Here is a 17,902-nt window from a genome sequence, read left to right as displayed (position 1 = left end):
GGGCAGTACACCCGGGATCGCTGGCGGGCTTAACTTCCGGGGTCGAAACGAGACCGGGTGTGACCCCGCCGCTATGACCGCCGTACCGCTATTGACCTCCCGGCTTGGGTTTATAAATTTTACGGTCCTGTCACTGGGTCACCGCAGGATGTTTTTCAGCATCACGCTCCTGTGATGTTCACTGAGGGCCCCGCGAATTTTCCAGAACGACCCACGCAAAGGGGGCAGACCCAACAACATCATCGTTAAAGGAAAGCCAAGAAGGTAAACCCTATATACCTCCACACCCAAGATGACGGAACAGGGGTGATAATAATGGGACTGCTCGAAGACAAGGCACTCGTGGAAGCGGCCCTCTTCGTTTCTGGAAGGCCCCTGAGCGTCAAGGAGCTCTCAAGGGCGCTCGGTATAAGGTCACTCGACTACATAGAAAAGCTCATCGAACTTATAGCCGCGGAGTACGCCGAGAGGAAGAGCGCCATAGAGGTCGTCAGGGTTCTGGGGGACAAGTACGTCATGCAGGTGAAGCAGGAGTACAGCCAGCGTGTCGTCCATCTAATGCCCAGGCCGGACCTCAGGACGGGCGAGCTGAAAACCCTCGCGCTCATAGCCTACCTCCAGCCTATAGAGCAGAGCAAGGTGGTAAAGCTCCGCGGGAGCCAGGCGTACGAGCACATAAGGAAGCTCCTCGAGATGGGTCTCATCTATGCCGAGCCGTACGAGCGGACGAAGCTCCTCGGAACGACGCCAAAGTTCGCCGAGCTCTACGGGTTCCCTGAGAACGACCCCAACATAATCAAGGAAGCCTTCAGGAAGGTGGTTCACGCCGAGTACAGCGACCTCATAGCGAAGCTCGACGGAAGGGGCAATGAAGAGTCCGAAGAATCCGGAGAAAACCCCGGTGAAGCCGCCGAGGTCGGAGAATCCGGCAGTGTCGAAAAGATTCCTGAGGCCGGGGAGTGATTCCTTGGCCCCCAAGTCCCCCTATTTCTGCCCACGGGAGAAAAACGGGGCCTGTTTCTTGAAAAATCCCTTCAGGAGGGGTTTGGAGAAAGGTTTAAATACCCGAACCCACAATTACCATCAAGGTGAGTGTTATGGGAGTACTGACCAAAGAGCAGATTATCGAGATGATCGAGGGGCAGAAGGGCCTTTCGAGGGATGAAATCGAGGAAAAGATAGCCCAGATAGCAGTCCGTGAGGGCATCTCTGAGCACGCCGCGGCCGTTATGCTGGCCGAGGAGCTCGGGGTCAACCTTGAGGGGAGGGAGGAGCTCCTCCACATAGCCGACCTGGTTCCGGGAATGACCGGCGTTAACGTCGTTGCGAGGATAATGAGGAAGTACCCGCCGAGGGAGTACAAGAAGAGAGACGGTTCAACCGGCCACGTGGCCAACCTCATAATCTACGACTCAACAGGCAAGACGCGGCTCGTTCTCTGGGACAGCCTCGTCGCCAAGTACTACAACGAGCTCAACCCAGGAGATGTCATCAAAATCATCGACCCCAGCGTGAGGGAGGGCAGGAACGGTATAGAGCTCCACGCCAACTTCCGGACGAGGATAATCCCGAACCCGGAGGATCCAAGGGCTGAGGAGATACCCCCGCTCGAGGAGGTCAGGAGCTACAACTACCAGAGAAGAGGAATAGGCGAACTCCTGGGAGGGGAGAGGTTCGTCGAGGTTCGTGGAACAGTGGCGAGGCTCTACCGCGTGACGGTCTACGACGCCTGCCCGCAGTGCAGGAGGAAGGTGGACCACGACCCAACCACGGAGTCCTGGATATGCCCGGAGCACGGCGAGGTGAAGCCCACGAAGATAACCATAGTGGACTTCGGCCTCGACGACTCGACTGGCTACATAAGGACAACCCTATTCGGAGACGATGCCGCGGAGCTGATCGGCAGGGACCCTGAAGAGATAGCCGAGAAGCTCAGGGAGCTTGTTGAGAGCGGTTTGACCCTCAGGGAAGCCGGAAGAAAGCTCGCGGAGGACGAGTATTACTACCTGCTGGGCAGGGAGATAGTCGTCAGGGGCAACGTCGTGGACGACAAGTTCCTGGGACTCATACTGAAGGCCTTCGGCTGGGACGAAGTCGATCCGAGGCGCGAGATAGCCAGGGTGAGGGCCGAGCTGAAGAAGGCCATAACGGAGCTCGAGGGTGGTGAGTGAAATGGAGGAAGTCAGGTTCAGGCGCAGAAAGCCCGCCGTCGAGAGGCGGATAAGCGAGATACGCGACGACGATACGAGGATTTCACTCATCGGCAAGGCATTTAAGGTCGATAAGATGGACTACACCTTCTGGCTCGACGACGGAACCGGCGTAATACTCATAGAAAGCGAGGAGAACGTCCTCCCCTCGGAGGGCCAGGTGGTCAGGGTCATAGGGCGCGTGATAAGGAACGAAGAGGAAATCCACATCTACGGCGAGGTCGTGCAGGACTTCAGCGGCGCCGACCTGGACGCCCTGGAGGAGATAAGAGAGCTCGAAAGGAAGGTTCTGCCCAGGGTAGAGGGCATCGTGGAGTTCTTCGGGGGTGAGGAGATATGAAGAAGCGCCTGCCAGCGAGCAGGGTTTACATCAGGGACATCATCGACGGCTACTATGTCAGGAGTGAGGGCGACTTCGAGCCGAACTACCTGATAACCAAGGACGCCAGAAAGGTGTACCGCGTCAAGGTCGTCGCCACGGTTGTCCGCGAGCCGGTGATAAGCGAAGACGAGACCTACGGCAAGCTCCAGATCGACGACGGGACCGGAACGATATGGGTTCTGGGCTTCCGCGACGACACGCGCTTTGTGAGGCTCGTGAAGAAGGGCGACCTCGTGCAGATAATCGGAAAGGTCGGGGAGTGGCGCGAGGACAAGCAGATACTCGTTGAAGGAATAACCAGGGTCGAGCCCAACATGTGGATACTCCACCGCTTCGAGACCCTCAAAGAGAAGGTTGAGCACGCAAAGAAGGCCAGGATCGCCTTTGAGATATACGACAAGTACGGCATCACCGCGAAGGCAAAGGTCATAGCCAAGAACAAGGGCGTCAGCGAGGAGATGCTCCTTACCATAGACGAGCTCTACACCATGATGCTTGAGCAGAGGAGCACGGAGGAAGCTCTGTTTGAAGAGGAGGAAATCATCGAAGCCGAAGAGGCCAAAGAGGAGAACCCTGAGCTCGAGAAAGCTAAGAAAGCAGTCCTCAATCTGCTCCAGGAGAAAGGCAAGGCACTCTCCCACAAGTTCATCGTTAAGAAGCTCTCCTCCGACTTCGATGAGGAGCTCATCGAGGACGCAATCACCCAGCTCCTCGCGGATGGGGAGATATACGAGCCGGAAATAGGCTACTACGAACCCCTCTGACCATTCTCTTTTTAACTAGGGGCCCTGGAAAGAGGAGAGGTAAGGGAGCTCAGTACTGCTCCCTCATCGTCCTTATGACCGGGTCGTGGATGAGCGTCGAGGTTATACTGTCCACCATCCGGAAGAACTCGTCACGGCCCTTCTCGAGGGGCATGTTCTCCAGCCGTATCAGCTCGCAGCCGCTTCCGAGAATCCACTTGCCGAGGAGTATCTTCTCCCTGCCCCCCTTTCTGAGGTCCAGCCTGGCGAGACCGTAGGGTATGTCGGCGGTCCACCAGTTGGCCCTGAACGTAACGCTCCAGCCGGCGTTTTCCGCGGCCTCAGCGAGTTTTTCAAGGGTCATACCAGGCCCATAGGGTGTTTTGAAAGTAACGACGGTCCAGAGCCCGTCCCCATCAAGCGCACGCGCAAGTTCATCCTTAAACTCCATGAACTTCACCTCCAGTTCCCGTTTCTCATGGTTCAGACCAGCGCCGCAACCAGGAAAGCCATCACGGCGAGGAATATGCTCACCTTCAGCAGCTTCTGGGAGCTGTGGGCCGCTTCCCTCTCCTGGGAGCGGAGTATGAGGTATGCCGCGTAGAGGATTATAAGGTCAACCGGCACCATCGCGTAGTAGCCGAGACCGACTCCCGCCGTTATCGGGAGGAAAGACGCCACCACCGTCAGCACCGCAAAGGCCGCACCGAGATAGGCCGCGTTCCTCTTCCCCCACACTATGGGCAGGGTTCTGGCACCCTTAGCAAGGTCGCCCTCAACGTCCTCTATGTCCTTTATAACCTCGCGCGCCACGTTGACCAGGAAGGCACACACGGCCAGGTAACCTGCAAGACCCAGGTGTTCGACCGCTATTGCCCCGTAAAGCGGCGTCGCACCGGTCAGGGCCGCAACGACAAGGTTGCCGACGAAGGGCAGGGGCTTGAGCTTCCAGGCGTAGAGGAGCATGGCGGCGTACGCCACAAGGGCCAGCAGGAAGGCGTAGACGTTTATCATGTAAGCGAATACCAGCCCCACCGCGAAGAGCAGCAGGGAGTAGTAGATGGCCGTTCTCCTGCCCATGGCGCCCCTGGGGAGCGGTCTATCAGGACGGTTTATTTTATCTATCTCGTAGTCAAAGTAGTCGTTTACGGTGTTGCCTCCAGCGCACCCCAGGGTGACCACCAGGAAGACGAGAGCCGTCGTTAGGGCGTCGGGGAGGTGGCCCACCGCCACGATCGACCCGAGGACACCCACCACTCCGGCCAGGGCGCAGTTGTGGGGCCGGGTTATCTCGATGAAGGCCTTGAATTCCATTAGGCTCACCTAATTCGATTAGGTTATTGACTTAAAAATCTTTGCTACAGCTCCTCCCGCCGGAGGAGACCAAGTTCCTCGCCATTTTCAAGCACCTGTATACGGCCAAAGCGCAGTTCTGCCGCATTCTCAATCTCTTCATCCGGGAGGGGGGTGAGGACCTGAGCCTTCATTCCGCCGAAGTTTATCCACTTCAGTATGCCAACACCCCTGCAGAACCCCTCCCCGTCTATGAAACCCACGAGGAGGTTGCTCAGCTTCTCAAAATCAACGGTGTGGAGGGCCGGGCGGACGTACTGCCTCGAAAAGCCCTCAGCATCGACCTTGACGACGGTGTAGTGCTCCCCCTTCCATCCAGCCACCACGAGCCACTTGAAGAGCGTGGAGAGCAGTTCGCGCTCCTCCTCTGTCAGGGGCCTGCCGCGGAAGAGCTCCGTACCCCCAGGAATCACCCTCGTCAGATCCACCTCAACAGTCCTGGAGTTCGAAAAGTATGCCCTCCACTTTTCCCGCCGGACTTCCCTGCGTTCCCGGCGCGAGTGTTCCCTCGCGGCGGGGCTGACCGGGAGCGTGACGACATCACCGTACAGGACGAGGACCTTACGCAGGTATTCCATCTCCCCTGCCCGCTCAAGCAGAACGATGAGATCCGGCCTAACGAGTTCGGCTTTGAGGCGCTTCAGCTCAACTCCCGGCCCCGTGACGAAGCCGGTGGTGTCTATCAGGACGACGTCCGCCCTTTCGGCTGCGATGTCCGTGAGCCTCTTAACCCCCACCGCCATCTCACCGACGTACTGGCCAGGGGTGGTTGTTCCTATGAAGTAGTGGGCGTGTCCCCTGAGTTCGCTTGGACTGGAGAACGGCCCGTCCACAAAGGCAAGGCTGACCGTTGCGGGCGGTAGGATTCCCTTCTGACCAACGTCGCTGTCCACAATCGCGACCCTAAGGCCCCTCTCAATGAGGCCGTTGGCCAGGAACGTGAGGAGCGTCGTCTTGCCGCTGTCGGTTCCCCCAACGAGCATAACCCGAAGGGGCCGGTCTCTGGAGGACAGTTCATCGAGAAGGACGAAACGGTCCTCCGGGACATCCGTGGTGTATCCCGCCTTGTTCATGGGGGCACATTGGAAAGAGAAATTAAAAAGATAACTGCGGGCACATCCGGGAACAACCCGGCATCCCGAAGGGAGCCTATATCCTTCGGCCGGGATACGAAGCCCGAGAAGGAAAGGCAGAACATATACAATGAAAAGACTTATAAGACGTGCTATATGCCACAGAATATAGGCCAACAAAAATTTGACATTGGCCCGGAAAATCGTTGGTTTAATAAACGTGTAAATAGGAATCATGCAAAAGGAGGTTTAAAAATGGAGGAAAAGGCAACCCTTACCCCGAGGCAGATCAAACTGCTCAGGAAGTTCCACGAGGAGGGCAAGACCATAGAGGTTCACACCGTTGAGAAGACCCAGGATGAGCTTGCGGACGAGCTCGGGATAACCAGGCAGGCTCTCAGCAACCACCTCAAGGTTCTCAAGGAGCTGGGCTACATAAGAACCGGAAGAGGTTTTATAGACCTAACCGACAGGGCCCTTGACCTTCTCGGCGAGAAGAAGGGCGATGTGTTTGTGTTCGTGAGAATAGAGCCCACGAAGAGGAGGCAGGTTTACGAGGCGATAAAGAGGCTCAAAATAAAGAAGATATACCGCGTCACCGGTGACATAGACCTCATCGTTGAGGCAGACAAGACCCGCCTCGACGAGATACTCGAGGAGATATCCTCACTCGACGGCGTCAAGGAGACCATCACCCACATCGTTCTCGAGGTTCTCTGACTCCGTTTCCACGGAGGGCCGCTTCCTGCCCTCCCCAAGCTTCTTCTCCATGAGCTTCCTCAGCCCAAGAAGGTTCTTTCCGAACTTGGCGGATATCGGTATGAAGGTCTCGGGTACCTCGCTGTAGGGAACGCCGAACTTCTCCGCCAGGAAGTTTATGGTCCTCTGGAGGTTCCTTATCTTGTCCATCTTGTTGACCGCGACTATCACCGGAATCCCCAGTTCCCTGAGGAAGGAGTAGAACTCCACGTCTATCGGTATCTCCCCCCGTTTCTCCCAGCGCTCTATTATCTCCGGGGCGGCTTTGCCGTCAACCACCAGAACCGCCAGCTCTATCTCCTCAGCGTTGTCCTCGATGAAGTGAACTATCTCGTCCTTGATCCTCTCCTGCTTCGCCTTTGGAACGCCGCTCATGAAGCCGAAGCCGGGCATGTCCACTACCAGCTTCCCGCGCCAGTTTATCTCCACGGGCTTTCTGGTAACCCCTGGCCTCTTGCCCCTCTTGACCCACTTGCCGGTCAGGCGGAAGATGAGCGTGCTCTTGCCAACGTTAGAACGCCCCACGAATATTATCATCCGTCTCACCATAAGCGATGGGGCTTTTTGCTTTATAAGGCTTGGCGGAAAAGTTAAGTAGGCGAAGGAATAAGTCCCACCGGTGGTGTTTTATGGTAGAGGGTAGTGAAGCTAAAGCCAACCAGCTCATCAACAAATTTGTCATATCTCTGATCGACGGGAAAATACTGGGCTTTGTGACGGACATAAACGTCGAGGTTGAAGGCGATCAGTTCTACTTCATCCTCAAGATGAAGGAAGTCGAGAACCTAGGTAAGGGTCAGAGTATGTTCTCCAGCGAGAGGAAGCTCAAGATAAGACCGAGCGATATAGTCAACGTTGGTCCTGACGTCATAATCCTCGGAAACGGTAAAGTCCCACCCCTTCGGGAGATCGAGAGGCTCAACCAGATAGCCGAGGAGTACAACGCCCTGGTGAGGGAGCTCGAAACCAAGGAAAAAGCCATTGAAAAGCTCAAGGAGGAGAACTACGGCCAGACCAAGCAGCTGGATGAGCTCCAGCGCGAACTCAGGAAGCTGCAGATCATGAAGGAGGACTTCGAGCACCTCAAGGAGCAGCTGGTAAGGCAGGAGGGCCAGCTCGAGATGGCCAAGGAATACATACGGCTCCTGGAGGGCCTCAGGCACGACATAGACAAAATAAAAGAGGACGTTGACAGGCTTCTGCAGACCCAGCTGGAGGAAGTTGTTAGGGGAATAATCAACGAAGAGCTTAACGCAAGGGGATTAAAGAAGACGAGCTTCATTTAGCTGAAGAGCTGCGGGCCAAAGGCGTGCAGGAGTATCTCCAGGGCCACGAGTATGAGCGTCACCGCAATGACGCCCCTCGGGCTTATCTTTATCGCCCTGGTGTCCTCGTCGAAGAACCTCATGAGACCGGCACCGGTCGGGGGAAGTGTGGTCTTCTCCTTTGCCATTTTCTCTCACCTCTTAAAGGAGGTAGAGTTCTCCAATATATAAAAAAGTTGTGATTGACACCCTCCAGAGCCCCGCCCCGTGCCGAAGCATAATGTACAAACATCAAGATTTTTGATGACAATGTTTATATAATATAAGGACGAGCATCCAAACAGCAGGTTCTGTCTGGGTGAATCCCAACCGGAGCGCCCGGAAGCAAGCGACCATTCTCACCCAGCGGTGCTCCATCTGGCAAGAACGTATGAAATTTGATTGATACATGGGAGGTGTCCGTATGCCGATGTACCTCGTCACCCACCACTATTCAAGGGAAGAGAGCATCAAAGCAACTAAGGAAGCGGCCGATTTCTTTAGGCGGTTGCCCCTCACGGGCGATATCGAGTTCATAGCATCGTACAACTTCAACGGCGGGAGCTACACGATATGGCGGGCCCAGAACAGAGAAGCCCTCGAAGAATACATGAAAACAATAAACGCCCCAACCTTCCATAAGAACATGGAGATCACCGAAATAGTCCAGAGCTACCCTCCAACGGTTGAGTACACCATCAGGCTCTGGGAGATGTTATACCACCTCAGCGGTGGCTGATCATCCATTTTATTTTAGAGGAAACTTTTTAAAGGCCAAGCCACACCGCTCACTGGATAAGGGGTTTACCCAATGAATCCCGCTAATGACACAGGAGGTGGGAGGAAATGGCGACCTTTAAGCTCGTTATATCCAACCCGAAGAACGGCATAGCCAGGCAGGTCGAGATAAGCGGCGAAGAGGCCGAGAGACTCATAGGGAAGAGGATTGGGGAGGAGATACCGGCGAGCGAGCTCGGACTCAACCTCACCGAGATATTCGGCGAGGAGATTCCGGGCGATGTCAAGCTCAGGATAACCGGCGGAACCGACAAGGACGGCTTCGCCATGAGGCCCGACGTCCACGGCCCGAGGAGGGTCAAGATCCTCGTCTCCAGGGGCCCCGGCTTCAGGCCCAAGGAGAGGGGTGAGAGGAGGAAAAAGACCGTCAGGGGCAACACCATCAGCCCCGAGATCGTCCAGATCAACATGAAGCTCGTCTTCTGAGCTTCCTCCTTTCCCCAAACTTATCGCTTTTCTGTCCCACCCAAGTTCTCCCCATCGAGGTAACCTTAATAAACCGGCTAACGCTCTAAATTTAGGGGTGAGAGAAGATGGCAAAGAAGAAGGAGTTTAGACAGGCTGAAGTTAACATCGGAATGGTTGGTCACGTTGATCACGGTAAAACGACCCTCACCAGGGCCCTGACCGGTATCTGGACCGACACCCACAGCGAAGAAATGAGAAGGGGCATCACAATCAAGATAGGCTTCGCCGACGCTGAGATGAGGAAGTGCCCGAGCTGCGGCAGGTACTCCAGCTCCCCGGTGTGCCCGTACTGCGGCCACGAGACCGAGTTTGAGAGGCGCGTTTCCTTCATAGACGCCCCGGGCCACGAGGCTCTGATGACCACCATGCTCGCGGGAGCATCCCTCATGGACGGCGCCGTCCTCGTCATAGCCGCCAACGAGGGAATAATGCCCCAGACCAGGGAGCACCTCATGGCCCTTCAGATAGTCGGGAACCAGAACATAGTGATAGCGCTCAACAAGATCGAGCTGGTTGACAGGGAGAAGGTCATCGAGAGGTATCACGAGATAAAGGAGTTCGTCAAGGGTACGGTTGCCGAGAACGCCCCGATAATCCCGATTTCTGCCCTTCATGGCGCGAACGTTGACGTTCTCCTCGCGGCGATAGAGGAGTTCATACCAACACCGGAGCACGACCTCAAGAAGCCGCCCAAGATGCTGGTCCTCAGGAGCTTCGACGTCAACAAGCCGGGAACGAAGCCCGAGAAGCTCGTCGGCGGTGTCATCGGCGGCTCGATAATCCAGGGCAAGCTCAAGGTCGGTGACGAGATAGAGATTCGCCCCGGCGTTCCCTACGAGGACCACGGCAGGATAAAGTACGAGCCGATAACCACCGAGATAGTCTCCCTCCAGGCGGGAGGAAGGTTCGTCGAAGAGGCCTATCCGGGCGGTTTGGTCGGCGTTGGAACCAAGCTCGACCCGTACCTCACCAAGGGCGATCTGATGGCAGGAAACGTCGTCGGAAAGCCCGGCCAGCTGCCGCCGGTGTGGGACGACCTCAGGCTTGAGGTTCACCTCCTCGAGAGGGTCGTGGGAACCGAGGAGGAGCTCAAGGTCGAGCCCATAAAGAGGCGCGAGGTTCTCCTCCTCAACGTCGGAACCGCGAGAACCATGGGTCTGGTCACCGGCCTGGGGAAGGACGAGGTCGAGCTCAAGCTCCAGATACCCATCTGCGCCGAGGTCGGCGACAGGGTCGCCATCAGCAGGCAGGTCGGCTCAAGGTGGCGCCTCATAGGCTACGGCTTCATAAGGGAGTGAGCCCTCTTCTTTTCCATTAACTTTCGGTGAGGCAGATGCCAGAGAGGCGGGAATGGCTGGTGATTCCGGACACGAACTTTCTCCTGGTTCCGGGGCAGTTCGGCGTCGACATAATCGGCGAGCTGAACAGGGTTCTCGACGTGAGGTTCAGAATAGCCGTTCCGAACGTCGTCCTCCAGGAGCTGGAGGTTATAGAGAGGAAGTCCCGTGGAAAGGACCTGATGGCCATCAGGATGGCCAAAAAGCTCGCGGAGAGGTTCGAGGTCGTCGAGATGGGCCGCTTTGGTGAGAGGCCTATAGACGACCAGATTTTCGACTTCGCCGTAAAGAACGAGCGCGTTGTGGTCTGCACCAACGACAGGGGGCTGAAGAAGCGTCTGCGCGAGAACGGCGTTCCGGTAGTTTACCTCCGCTCGAAGAAGATACTCGAGCTCGAGGGCATGCTGGAGTGAAAACCTTAAAACACCCTCTTCTCCACGCCCTTGGGTGGAAAAGATGTACACGGAGGAAGAACTGCTGGGCGAGATTAGAGAACTCCTCGGCGATGAGGAGCTCTACGGGCTCTACGAGAGGGCATTCAGGGAGTACCACTACTACTTCGAGACGACCAACTACATCGTCCTCAACGTCTACGGCTTCAACGACCACGGGCCGATTCACGTCCTTCTCACGACCAGGCGCGCGCTGGAGCTTCTGAACATCATCAGGAAGTTCGGAATCCAGACGACGGCTGAAAAGCTCGGAAAGCCCTTCCGCTGGAGCAGGTTCATAGTGGCCTTTGGAGCGCTGTTCCACGACGTTGGCAACATGATACACAGGATAAACCACTACGAGTTCAGCGTCTTCCTCGCCGAGCCGATAATAGACGCCCTAGTGAGGGAGTTCGAAAGCAACGACCCACTCCTGCTGAAGGCGCTCACCCTTAACGCCATATACACCCACGACGAGGCCGTCCCGTGCACCACAATCGAGGGTTCCCTCGTCACGATAGCGGACGGCTGCGACATGGAGGCCGGAAGGAGCAGGCTCGTCCACAAGAAGGACAAGGTCGACATACACGCGGTTTCCGCCCTGGCCATTGAGAGGGTGGAGATAAGGGAGGGGGACGAGGAGCAGCCGATACTCATCGAGATATGGATGAAACACCCGGCGGGAATATTCCAGGTGGACGAGATACTGACGAAGAAGGTCAAAAGCTCCCTGCTGGCCGGAAAGGTCAGGCTCAGGATACACACCGGCACGGAGGTCATGGAGAAGGTTATTTAACCTTCCACCGTTTCTTTATCCATGCTGGCCGAGGCATACCGTGACCTGAAGTACCTACTCAACAGGGGGTACCGGAAAAGGTATGCCCTTGACTTCGTGGCCAATCATTACCGGCTGACCAGGGGCGAGCGCTACCTCCTGGCAAGGTGCGTGTTCTCCGACGGGTGGGTGGGGGAGGTAAGGAAAAAGCTCCTATCGCCTGAGGAAATGAAGGGCAGGGTTCTCGGGATAGACGGCTTCAACGTCCTGATAACCCTCGAATCGCTTCTCGAAGGACGGGCCATACTCTGCGAGGACGGGCTCGTGAGGGATTTGAAGTACCAGGGAAGGTACAGGCTCAACGAAGGCACCGGCCGGCTCCTCGGCGACCTTGCCCGCGCCCTCGGAGAGCTGGGCGTTGAAAAGGCGGTGTTCTTCTACGGCTCGGCGGTTCCAAGGAGCGGGGAAGTAAAAAAGCTGACGGAGGAAGCATTCGGTCGCAAATGGCCTGAGGTTGAGGTGAAACTCGTAAGAAGCCCAGATTTCGAGCTCAAGAGGTTTGAAACCGTCTCAACTGCCGACATCGGGATAATCTCAAAGGTTCCCCACGTCTTCGACCTGGCCGCGTACGTGGGGGGTCTGGCGGGATGGAAGGCGAGCGATCTTTTTGAACTCCTGGAAAAAACGTGCTCAGAGCGATATTAACATTTAGATGGCCGTTTTACAGCTGCAAAGACGTTTGAAGCCTTGGAAAATTTTTAATACGTTCCCGCGCAAGGTAACTGTATATTTCACACTACCCGCTTTTCTTTCTTGGCGGGGAACGGAGGGAATACGGATGAAGAACTCAGGGGCGGCAGCGCTTGCCCTTCTCATCGTTGGAACCCTCATCGCCAGCGGCTGTCTCGGTGGAGGGGCATCACCGTCCACGACGTCAAGCCAGCCGTCGGTAACCCGGCCCGAAACCACCACGACTCAGGAACCCTCAACGTGGGAAATGAGAATGGTCTGGAGCGCCAACACCACGGGAATACCCTTCATGGACCTGGCACCCGACGGAAGTCTGGCCGCAGCAGTGGACTGGAACAGGGGGCTCCTGTACCTCGTCAGGCCGGATGGGAGCAACAAAACCCTGGACCTCAGAACCGAGGACTGGTTTAAACCCATCGTGGCCGGCGTTGCAGTTGTGAAAGAGGGGGGCTGGATTCTGGCTTCATACGATAGTTTCGCAGGTCTTAGGTCATTTTCCTGGGACGGCTTCTCCGGCAACGGACCGGAGAGGGTGGGCGCACTCGCCGATTTCATGCTCCGCTCGCCGAACGGTGGACACATCTGCTATCTCGTGACGCTCTCCCCCACTGAGCAGGAGCTGAACTGTGATGGGAGGAAAACGGTGCTCAGCCCGAACGACTACTCCCTTCTGTCGGTCTCGGACTCAGGGATTGCAGTCATCTCGAAGGGCGGAAAGGCCATCGTCTTCAGGGATGGAAAGCGAATGCTCTCATTCAACACGGACAGGGTGATAGCCTACCGTGAGCGGCTCCTCGTGAGTGAAAACGGAACGCTAAAGGTGTTCTCCCTGAATGGAACGCTGCTGGCCAGGGCCAAAGGCTACGACTTCGGGCAGACGGTGCTCCTAAGGTGGACTCTCCTTCCCACCGAGAGCTACCTGCTCTGGCACGAGCCCTTCGGCGACACCCACGTCCTCACGTGGAACCTGACGGAGGTTGCAACTCTCCCAGGCTTTCCCTACTTCGCCAACGACCACTTCGCCGTTACTTCAAAGGACGGTGTAATCCACTGCTACTCACTGGACGACCTCCATGAGGTCTTCAGCGTCAGCGTCCCGGGCGATTCGCTCGGCTACGTAAAGCTGAGCGACGACGGGAAGGTGATGCTGGTCTCGGGGGAGACGGAAGGTTTTTGGCTCTATGCCAAAAATTAACACCCAAAATTTAAATAGTCCAAGCTTTTATTTAATATAAGAAAGAAAGGAGTTGAACAGATATGAAGAGATTTAGAACTGTTCTTGCAGTTTTTCTAGTATTTTTGGTTTTTGTCAGCGTTAGCGGATGCCTCGGAGGCGGGGAGGAGAGCCCCACAACATCCGAGTCCCCCACCGACGCGGGAAGCCACACCACCAGCGCGGGAACCGGCGGAACCACGGGCGGAGGAGGATACAGCACTACGGAGAGCCCGGGCGGAACCACCCCGGAAACCACAACTGAAACGGAAACTGGCACATCGGAGTACGCATCATGGGCGAACCCGTGGGACGCATACAACGCGATCCAGATAGACGGTGAGCAGTATCTCATAACCTCCATAAAGTACAAGCTCAGGATACGGACCGAGGAAGGCGGCCCGATTTACGAGTACGAGATCGAGAAGAGCAGGAAATCGACGAAGATACACGTTTACGGCAACAAGATAGACATGGAGACCGGGGAGCAGGAGAAGGCAGACCTGGGGGAGTTCGAGGTTTACGAGTACTACGGAAAGATCACCCCGATAAACGCCGAGGATATGAACGGCACCTTTGAGTACCGCCTCTGGGTAACCGAAAGAACTTCCGACACGGACACCTTCTTCCTGTTCCCGTCACTGGACTTCCTGACCCTCTACGCCTCACTGTACGCCGGCTCGGGCAACACAGTCGGGGTATGGATGAAGTACGGGGACCAGGTTTTTGAGTTCTACAACCCTGCGGCGATAGGCGAGATGAGTGTGGCCCCCTACCAGGAAGGGAACATAAACATGCTCTCGAACATCGCCGACATAGAGTCCATATACATGAGCTGGTACGGGTTCTACAACTTCGGCTTCTGGACCGCCCTCGAGGATGAGAACATCTACCAGGAAACCACAGGCAGCTGGGGAGTAATGGGATACCAGTACAACTACGAGGTGAAGCCGGACGGGACGATGACCATTGGGGGTAAAGACTTCAAGGTATCGAAGGTTTCATGGACGTACACCTTCGGAGGCATTACCGGCCAGGGCGAGGCGGTTCTCGCCGCCAACCTTCCGGTGCCGATAGAGGCCAAGGGAGTCTTCATCGAGCAGGGCGGGGCCAACGTCTTCACCCACGTCAAGATAGAGGACATCGGATTCGAGAAGATCTGAGCCCCCGATCCTTTCAATTTTCAGGCAAACTTTAAATCTTTCAAGGGATATCTTTCTACCATGTTCGGTGAGCACGAGCTCAAAACCCAGTTCATCAAAATCATGGACAAAAAAATTCATCTGGTTGAGGACTCCGGGGACAAGATCCTCTACCGTCGGGATGGGGTAAGGATTCTGATAAAAAGGGGAAGGGGAAAGTTTCTCATCCTACCTGCCCCTGCCGAGGGATACGGTGTGAAGTTTCTGTGCATAAGGCTCTCCGAGAGGATCGCCGTCCCCCCCAAGGAACGGCTGGTGGGATACCTCTCCGCCCCGATTGATATCTCGGTGAGGAGCGGCGACCTCGAGATAGACCGTTTTACAGTGGGAAGGGAAAAATACACCCTCTACGGCGAGAAGACGGTGGGTGTCATAGCTAGGTACCACGAGAGCGACTTCCACGAAAAGCCCCCCGATTCCCCGGGGATAGTGAAGCTCGTCATCCACAACCCCACAGAAAGCTGGAAGCTGGTGGAGAGGATAGTGTTCCCGATAAGGAACAGCGTGATGTTCTACGAGGAGGATAGAGCGTACTATCCCCTCATAATCCTGCTGACGAAGGATATCTATGAGGTCAACAACACAGGGAACCCACCGGACGGGACGCTGAAGCCCACCCATGAGGCGGAACCGCTCCCCAACTTCAGGATGAGGTGGTCGTGATGGCGGCCAACAACACCACAACTGCCCCATCGGCTTCGCCGGCACCGATTCAGATAGACCTCAGCCTGCTGACCATTGTGGAAGCGGCCCTGATAGTGTTCGGCATGATAGTCCTCGGAAGGGTAGCCAGGAAGATAATCATCAGAAAATCAAAGGAAACGAGCCTGACATGGATAATCAACGAGGACACCGCAGATATAGTCTTCAGGATGTTCGTGCTCGGGGGCATCATATGGGCCCTGTACCTGCTCGGCATAATGAGCTACGGGCTGGGACCAACCACCGTGGGCAACATAGCCTTCGCGATGGGCTTCTTTTACTTCTCGTACCTGATAGCAAAGAAGTCCAAGGACTACATGATAATGAGCTCGGGGAAGAAGGCCAGGCCCGAGACGATAGTCAAAGCGAAGGTCTTCTACTACGTCTTCATAACCATAGCCTTCTTCATGGCCCTGAGCTTCGCGGGAGTGAGCACCGAGCTGAGCGCCCTGCTGGCCGCGGCCGGAATAACGGGTATCGTCCTTGGTTTTTCGGCCCAAACTGTCGTTTCGAACTTCATCTCAGGCGTGTTCATGTACTTCGATAAGCCTCTGCTGATGGGGGACCATGTCAAGATAGGCGAGCTGGAGGGCGTCGTGGAGGACATAAAGATACTCTCCACCAGGATACGCGCGTGGGACGGTACGCTCATAAGGATACCGAACGAGAAGCTCTTCAACAGCAACATAGTGAACTTCATGCGCTATCCGGTCAGGCGCGTGGACGTGAACATCGGTATTGCGTACGCCGCCGATGCGGAGAGGGCCGTTGAGATAATAAAAAAGGTTCTCGACGACATCCCCCTCGTTCTCGTTGAGCCAGAACCGCTCGTATACATCACCAACCTCGGTGAAAGCTCGGTGAACATAGCCATAAAGGCCTGGGCGCCCAGCGAGAGATGGTTCGACGTCAGGACGCGGATAATCCACGACGTCAAAAGGGCCCTCGACGAGGCGGGAATAGAGATACCGTTCCCGCAGAGGGTGAACTGGTTCGCCAACGAGCTGAAGATCAGAATCGAGGAGCCCCCTGAGAAATCCGGGGAAAGTGGGGAGGGAGCTTAATCCCCCTTCTTTTCCATCAGCGCGTAGAAGAACCCGATAGTGCCATGCCTGTGGGGCCACGCCCGCATGGTCCCGGGCAAAAAGCCCTCATCATAGGGACCATTCAGGGGCACCAGCTCGGCCTCATCGTGCCGATCCAGGAACCACTCGACCACACCCTCGTTCTCCTCGGGTAGCATGGAGCAGGTGGAGTAGAGCAGCCTGCCGCCGGGTTTGAGTAGCCTCCACGCGCTCTCGATGAGCTCCTTCTGGAGCCCCACGACCTTCGGAATGTTCTTCTCGCGGAGGCGCCACCGGAGTTCGGGGTTCTTCGCTATCGTCCCGTCGCTGGTGCAGGGCGCATCGAGCATCACCCTGTCGGCGATTCCCTCCCCCAGCATATCCGGGGCCTTTCTGCCGTCTGCCCGGATGGTCTCGGCAATCTCAACGTCCGTACGCCTGAGAACCTCGCGCATGCGTTTTATCCTGGCCCCATCCACATCGAAGGCGTAGATTTTGCCCTCGTTTTTCATCAGTTCCGCCATGTGGGCCGTTTTTCCACCCGGAGCAGCTGCCAAGTCAACAACCGTTTCTCCAGGCTCCGGGGCCAGGACGAGGGAGGCAACCGCTGCCGCCTCCTCCTGGGCAATCGCCCAGCCCTTGTTGAAGAGCCATTCCGGGTTGAATGGATCGAGGATACGGATGACTGTAGCCACCCTCTTGCTTCTCTCGAACCTAACGTTCTTTCTCCCGAGGTAACCCTCAACGTCCCCAACGCTCGCCTTCAGGAGGTTGACGCGGATGCTCGTCGGCAGGGTCTCGTTGAGTGCCTTAAGGAGTCCTTCCGCCTCGTCGCCGAGGAGCCCCTTCATGCGCCGTATGAACCATTCAGGAAACAGGTAGTCCCACTTCAGACGCTTCTCCTCACCGTCGATGACGGGCATGTACTCGAGGATCCTCGGCAGGATGTCGTAGTAGTAATAGCCAGCGTAGGGATGGGTTCTCTTCGACAGAAACTGGGCGAGGCCCTTCAGATGCTGCCGCGTCTTTTCGCTGGGGTCCCTAAAAACGGCCACCTCAACGGCCACCCTCATGGTTGCCCTCAGCCAGGGATCGAGGATAAGGGGCGAAACGCCGACGAGTTCCTCAATTATCTCGTCTATCAGACCGAGCCTGCGCTGGATGGAGTAGAATATGCCCGTCAGCTTCGAGTTCTCCCAGCCATCGATCCTGTACTTTGCGAAGGCCTTTCTCTTGGCGCTCTGGCTGGGCTTGATTTCCTCCCCGAGCTTAACCGCCTCTATGAGTGCATACAGCTGTCTGTCGCTAAGCTTGAGTTTCGGCATGGTTCACACTACG

Annotated in this window: 22 protein-coding genes and 1 rRNA gene; 16 read left to right on the top strand and 7 right to left on the bottom strand. The window is 56.3% G+C overall.

What is annotated here, in order from left to right; genetic code table 11:
* Positions 1–85, bottom strand: a 5S ribosomal RNA gene (gene rrf / locus E3E42_RS02510); the annotation flags it as partial.
* Positions 86–315: 230 nt separating this feature from the next.
* Here rrf and scpB point away from each other — a divergent pair.
* The 4 genes from scpB to E3E42_RS02490 all read left to right on the top strand — a co-directional run bounded on the left by scpB (position 316) and on the right by E3E42_RS02490 (position 3,356).
* Positions 316–963 (top strand): SMC-Scp complex subunit ScpB, encoded by a 648-nt coding sequence (scpB, locus tag E3E42_RS02505; RefSeq protein ID WP_167902572.1) that lies wholly within the window; start codon positions 316–318, stop codon positions 961–963.
* Between the two features lie 134 nt (positions 964–1,097).
* Positions 1,098–2,171, top strand: coding sequence for an OB-fold nucleic acid binding domain-containing protein (locus tag E3E42_RS02500; protein ID WP_167902570.1), 1,074 nt, complete (start codon positions 1,098–1,100; stop codon positions 2,169–2,171).
* 1 nt (position 2,172) lies between these two features.
* Positions 2,173–2,550, top strand: coding sequence for a replication protein RepA (locus tag E3E42_RS02495; protein ID WP_167902568.1), 378 nt, complete (start codon positions 2,173–2,175; stop codon positions 2,548–2,550).
* Positions 2,547–3,356 (top strand): OB-fold nucleic acid binding domain-containing protein, encoded by an 810-nt coding sequence (locus E3E42_RS02490; RefSeq protein ID WP_167902471.1) that lies wholly within the window; start codon positions 2,547–2,549, stop codon positions 3,354–3,356. The genes E3E42_RS02495 and E3E42_RS02490 overlap by 4 nt, the downstream gene beginning before the upstream one ends.
* A 49-nt stretch (positions 3,357–3,405) precedes the next feature.
* Here E3E42_RS02490 and E3E42_RS02485 read toward each other — a convergent pair whose 3' ends face one another.
* Genes E3E42_RS02485 through E3E42_RS02475 form a run of 3 tightly spaced genes read right to left on the bottom strand, consistent with a single transcriptional unit; the run spans position 3,406 to position 5,761 of the window.
* Complete coding sequence (locus E3E42_RS02485; protein ID WP_167902470.1) at positions 3,406–3,786, bottom strand: ribonucleoside-triphosphate reductase; 381 nt, start codon at positions 3,784–3,786, stop codon at positions 3,406–3,408.
* 32 nt (positions 3,787–3,818) lie between these two features.
* Complete coding sequence (locus tag E3E42_RS02480; RefSeq protein ID WP_167902567.1) at positions 3,819–4,649, bottom strand: geranylgeranylglycerol-phosphate geranylgeranyltransferase; 831 nt, start codon at positions 4,647–4,649, stop codon at positions 3,819–3,821.
* A gap of 44 nt (positions 4,650–4,693) precedes the next feature.
* On the bottom strand, positions 4,694–5,761 hold the full coding sequence (locus tag E3E42_RS02475) for a Clp1/GlmU family protein (RefSeq protein WP_167902469.1): 1,068 nt from the start codon (positions 5,759–5,761) through the stop codon (positions 4,694–4,696).
* A 255-nt stretch (positions 5,762–6,016) separates the two neighbouring features.
* Here E3E42_RS02475 and E3E42_RS02470 point away from each other — a divergent pair, with 255 nt between their 5' ends.
* Positions 6,017–6,481, top strand: coding sequence for an Lrp/AsnC family transcriptional regulator (locus E3E42_RS02470; RefSeq protein ID WP_148882672.1), 465 nt, complete (start codon positions 6,017–6,019; stop codon positions 6,479–6,481).
* On the opposite strand, the gene engB is transcribed toward E3E42_RS02470, so the two are convergent.
* On the bottom strand, positions 6,428–7,057 hold the full coding sequence (gene engB, locus E3E42_RS02465; RefSeq protein WP_167902566.1) for a GTP-binding protein EngB: 630 nt from the start codon (positions 7,055–7,057) through the stop codon (positions 6,428–6,430). The two genes, E3E42_RS02470 and engB, sit on opposite strands and share 54 nt — an antisense overlap.
* A 92-nt stretch (positions 7,058–7,149) precedes the next feature.
* Between engB and E3E42_RS02460 the strand changes: the two genes are divergently transcribed.
* Positions 7,150–7,806 (top strand): hypothetical protein, encoded by a 657-nt coding sequence (locus tag E3E42_RS02460; RefSeq protein WP_167902468.1) that lies wholly within the window; start codon positions 7,150–7,152, stop codon positions 7,804–7,806.
* Here E3E42_RS02460 and E3E42_RS02455 read toward each other — a convergent pair.
* Positions 7,803–7,973, bottom strand: coding sequence for a preprotein translocase subunit Sec61beta (locus tag E3E42_RS02455; protein WP_058939416.1), 171 nt, complete (start codon positions 7,971–7,973; stop codon positions 7,803–7,805). The two genes, E3E42_RS02460 and E3E42_RS02455, sit on opposite strands and share 4 nt — an antisense overlap.
* Positions 7,974–8,248: 275 nt before the next feature.
* Here E3E42_RS02455 and E3E42_RS02450 point away from each other — a divergent pair, with 275 nt between their 5' ends.
* The 10 genes from E3E42_RS02450 to E3E42_RS02405 all read left to right on the top strand — a co-directional run bounded on the left by E3E42_RS02450 (position 8,249) and on the right by E3E42_RS02405 (position 16,564).
* A complete protein-coding gene (locus E3E42_RS02450; RefSeq protein WP_167902467.1) occupies positions 8,249–8,563 on the top strand; it encodes a hypothetical protein in 315 nt (104 codons plus the stop codon).
* A gap of 107 nt (positions 8,564–8,670) precedes the next feature.
* Positions 8,671–9,048 (top strand): 30S ribosomal protein S6e, encoded by a 378-nt coding sequence (locus tag E3E42_RS02445; RefSeq protein WP_058939414.1) that lies wholly within the window; start codon positions 8,671–8,673, stop codon positions 9,046–9,048.
* A 107-nt stretch (positions 9,049–9,155) separates the two neighbouring features.
* The gene (gene eif2g / locus E3E42_RS02440; protein ID WP_167902466.1) at positions 9,156–10,388 is read left to right on the top strand and encodes a translation initiation factor IF-2 subunit gamma; all 1,233 of its coding nucleotides are present in this window, start codon (positions 9,156–9,158) and stop codon (positions 10,386–10,388) included.
* A gap of 35 nt (positions 10,389–10,423) precedes the next feature.
* Positions 10,424–10,840: a PIN domain-containing protein gene (locus E3E42_RS02435; RefSeq protein ID WP_167902465.1), complete on the top strand. Its 417-nt coding sequence runs from the start codon at positions 10,424–10,426 to the stop codon at positions 10,838–10,840.
* A 43-nt stretch (positions 10,841–10,883) separates the two neighbouring features.
* Complete coding sequence (locus tag E3E42_RS02430) at positions 10,884–11,654, top strand: metal-dependent phosphohydrolase (RefSeq protein ID WP_167902565.1); 771 nt, start codon at positions 10,884–10,886, stop codon at positions 11,652–11,654.
* Positions 11,655–11,675: 21 nt separating this feature from the next.
* The gene (locus tag E3E42_RS02425; protein ID WP_167902464.1) at positions 11,676–12,338 is read left to right on the top strand and encodes a DUF434 domain-containing protein; all 663 of its coding nucleotides are present in this window, start codon (positions 11,676–11,678) and stop codon (positions 12,336–12,338) included.
* Positions 12,339–12,471: 133 nt separating this feature from the next.
* Positions 12,472–13,578 carry a hypothetical protein gene (locus tag E3E42_RS02420; RefSeq protein ID WP_167902463.1) on the top strand — a complete coding sequence of 369 codons (1,107 nt, stop codon included), beginning with the start codon at positions 12,472–12,474 and terminating at the stop codon, positions 13,576–13,578.
* A gap of 62 nt (positions 13,579–13,640) precedes the next feature.
* Positions 13,641–14,759 carry a hypothetical protein gene (locus tag E3E42_RS02415; RefSeq protein ID WP_167902462.1) on the top strand — a complete coding sequence of 373 codons (1,119 nt, stop codon included), beginning with the start codon at positions 13,641–13,643 and terminating at the stop codon, positions 14,757–14,759.
* Positions 14,760–14,819: 60 nt separating this feature from the next.
* A complete protein-coding gene (locus E3E42_RS02410) occupies positions 14,820–15,461 on the top strand; it encodes a DUF432 domain-containing protein (RefSeq protein ID WP_167902461.1) in 642 nt (213 codons plus the stop codon).
* Positions 15,461–16,564: a mechanosensitive ion channel family protein gene (locus tag E3E42_RS02405; RefSeq protein WP_167902460.1), complete on the top strand. Its 1,104-nt coding sequence runs from the start codon at positions 15,461–15,463 to the stop codon at positions 16,562–16,564. Before E3E42_RS02410 ends, E3E42_RS02405 begins: the two co-directional genes overlap by 1 nt.
* Here E3E42_RS02405 and E3E42_RS02400 read toward each other — a convergent pair.
* Complete coding sequence (locus E3E42_RS02400; RefSeq protein ID WP_167902459.1) at positions 16,561–17,889, bottom strand: RsmB/NOP family class I SAM-dependent RNA methyltransferase; 1,329 nt, start codon at positions 17,887–17,889, stop codon at positions 16,561–16,563. The genes E3E42_RS02405 and E3E42_RS02400 overlap by 4 nt on opposite strands.
* Positions 17,890–17,902: the final 13 nt, after the last annotated feature.

It is taken from the genome of Thermococcus sp. JdF3 (genome assembly GCF_012027495.1).
Classification (GTDB): domain Archaea; phylum Methanobacteriota_B; class Thermococci; order Thermococcales; family Thermococcaceae; genus Thermococcus.
This window is presented reverse-complemented; position numbering and strand designations above follow the sequence as displayed.

Bases quoted from the DNA above. Each gene is read 5' to 3' on its own strand.
- E3E42_RS02475 (WP_167902469.1), bottom strand. From the start codon at position 5,761: ATGAACAAGGCGGGATACACCACGGATGTCCCGGAGGACCGTTTCGTC.
- E3E42_RS02450 (WP_167902467.1), top strand. From the start codon at position 8,249: ATGCCGATGTACCTCGTCACCCACCACTATTCAAGGGAAGAGAGCATC.
- E3E42_RS02490 (WP_167902471.1), top strand. From the start codon at position 2,547: ATGAAGAAGCGCCTGCCAGCGAGCAGGGTTTACATCAGGGACATCATC.
- E3E42_RS02420 (WP_167902463.1), top strand. From the start codon at position 12,472: ATGAAGAACTCAGGGGCGGCAGCGCTTGCCCTTCTCATCGTTGGAACC.
- E3E42_RS02430 (WP_167902565.1), top strand. From the start codon at position 10,884: ATGTACACGGAGGAAGAACTGCTGGGCGAGATTAGAGAACTCCTCGGC.
- E3E42_RS02435 (WP_167902465.1), top strand. From the start codon at position 10,424: ATGCCAGAGAGGCGGGAATGGCTGGTGATTCCGGACACGAACTTTCTC.
- E3E42_RS02455 (WP_058939416.1), bottom strand. From the start codon at position 7,973: ATGGCAAAGGAGAAGACCACACTTCCCCCGACCGGTGCCGGTCTCATG.
- E3E42_RS02405 (WP_167902460.1), top strand. From the start codon at position 15,461: ATGGCGGCCAACAACACCACAACTGCCCCATCGGCTTCGCCGGCACCG.
- engB (WP_167902566.1), bottom strand. From the start codon at position 7,057: ATGATAATATTCGTGGGGCGTTCTAACGTTGGCAAGAGCACGCTCATC.
- E3E42_RS02480 (WP_167902567.1), bottom strand. From the start codon at position 4,649: ATGGAATTCAAGGCCTTCATCGAGATAACCCGGCCCCACAACTGCGCC.
- E3E42_RS02400 (WP_167902459.1), bottom strand. From the start codon at position 17,889: ATGCCGAAACTCAAGCTTAGCGACAGACAGCTGTATGCACTCATAGAG.
- E3E42_RS02460 (WP_167902468.1), top strand. From the start codon at position 7,150: ATGGTAGAGGGTAGTGAAGCTAAAGCCAACCAGCTCATCAACAAATTT.
- E3E42_RS02495 (WP_167902568.1), top strand. From the start codon at position 2,173: ATGGAGGAAGTCAGGTTCAGGCGCAGAAAGCCCGCCGTCGAGAGGCGG.
- E3E42_RS02500 (WP_167902570.1), top strand. From the start codon at position 1,098: ATGGGAGTACTGACCAAAGAGCAGATTATCGAGATGATCGAGGGGCAG.
- E3E42_RS02445 (WP_058939414.1), top strand. From the start codon at position 8,671: ATGGCGACCTTTAAGCTCGTTATATCCAACCCGAAGAACGGCATAGCC.
- E3E42_RS02415 (WP_167902462.1), top strand. From the start codon at position 13,641: ATGAAGAGATTTAGAACTGTTCTTGCAGTTTTTCTAGTATTTTTGGTT.
- scpB (WP_167902572.1), top strand. From the start codon at position 316: ATGGGACTGCTCGAAGACAAGGCACTCGTGGAAGCGGCCCTCTTCGTT.
- E3E42_RS02485 (WP_167902470.1), bottom strand. From the start codon at position 3,786: ATGGAGTTTAAGGATGAACTTGCGCGTGCGCTTGATGGGGACGGGCTC.
- E3E42_RS02470 (WP_148882672.1), top strand. From the start codon at position 6,017: ATGGAGGAAAAGGCAACCCTTACCCCGAGGCAGATCAAACTGCTCAGG.
- E3E42_RS02410 (WP_167902461.1), top strand. From the start codon at position 14,820: ATGTTCGGTGAGCACGAGCTCAAAACCCAGTTCATCAAAATCATGGAC.
- eif2g (WP_167902466.1), top strand. From the start codon at position 9,156: ATGGCAAAGAAGAAGGAGTTTAGACAGGCTGAAGTTAACATCGGAATG.
- E3E42_RS02425 (WP_167902464.1), top strand. From the start codon at position 11,676: ATGCTGGCCGAGGCATACCGTGACCTGAAGTACCTACTCAACAGGGGG.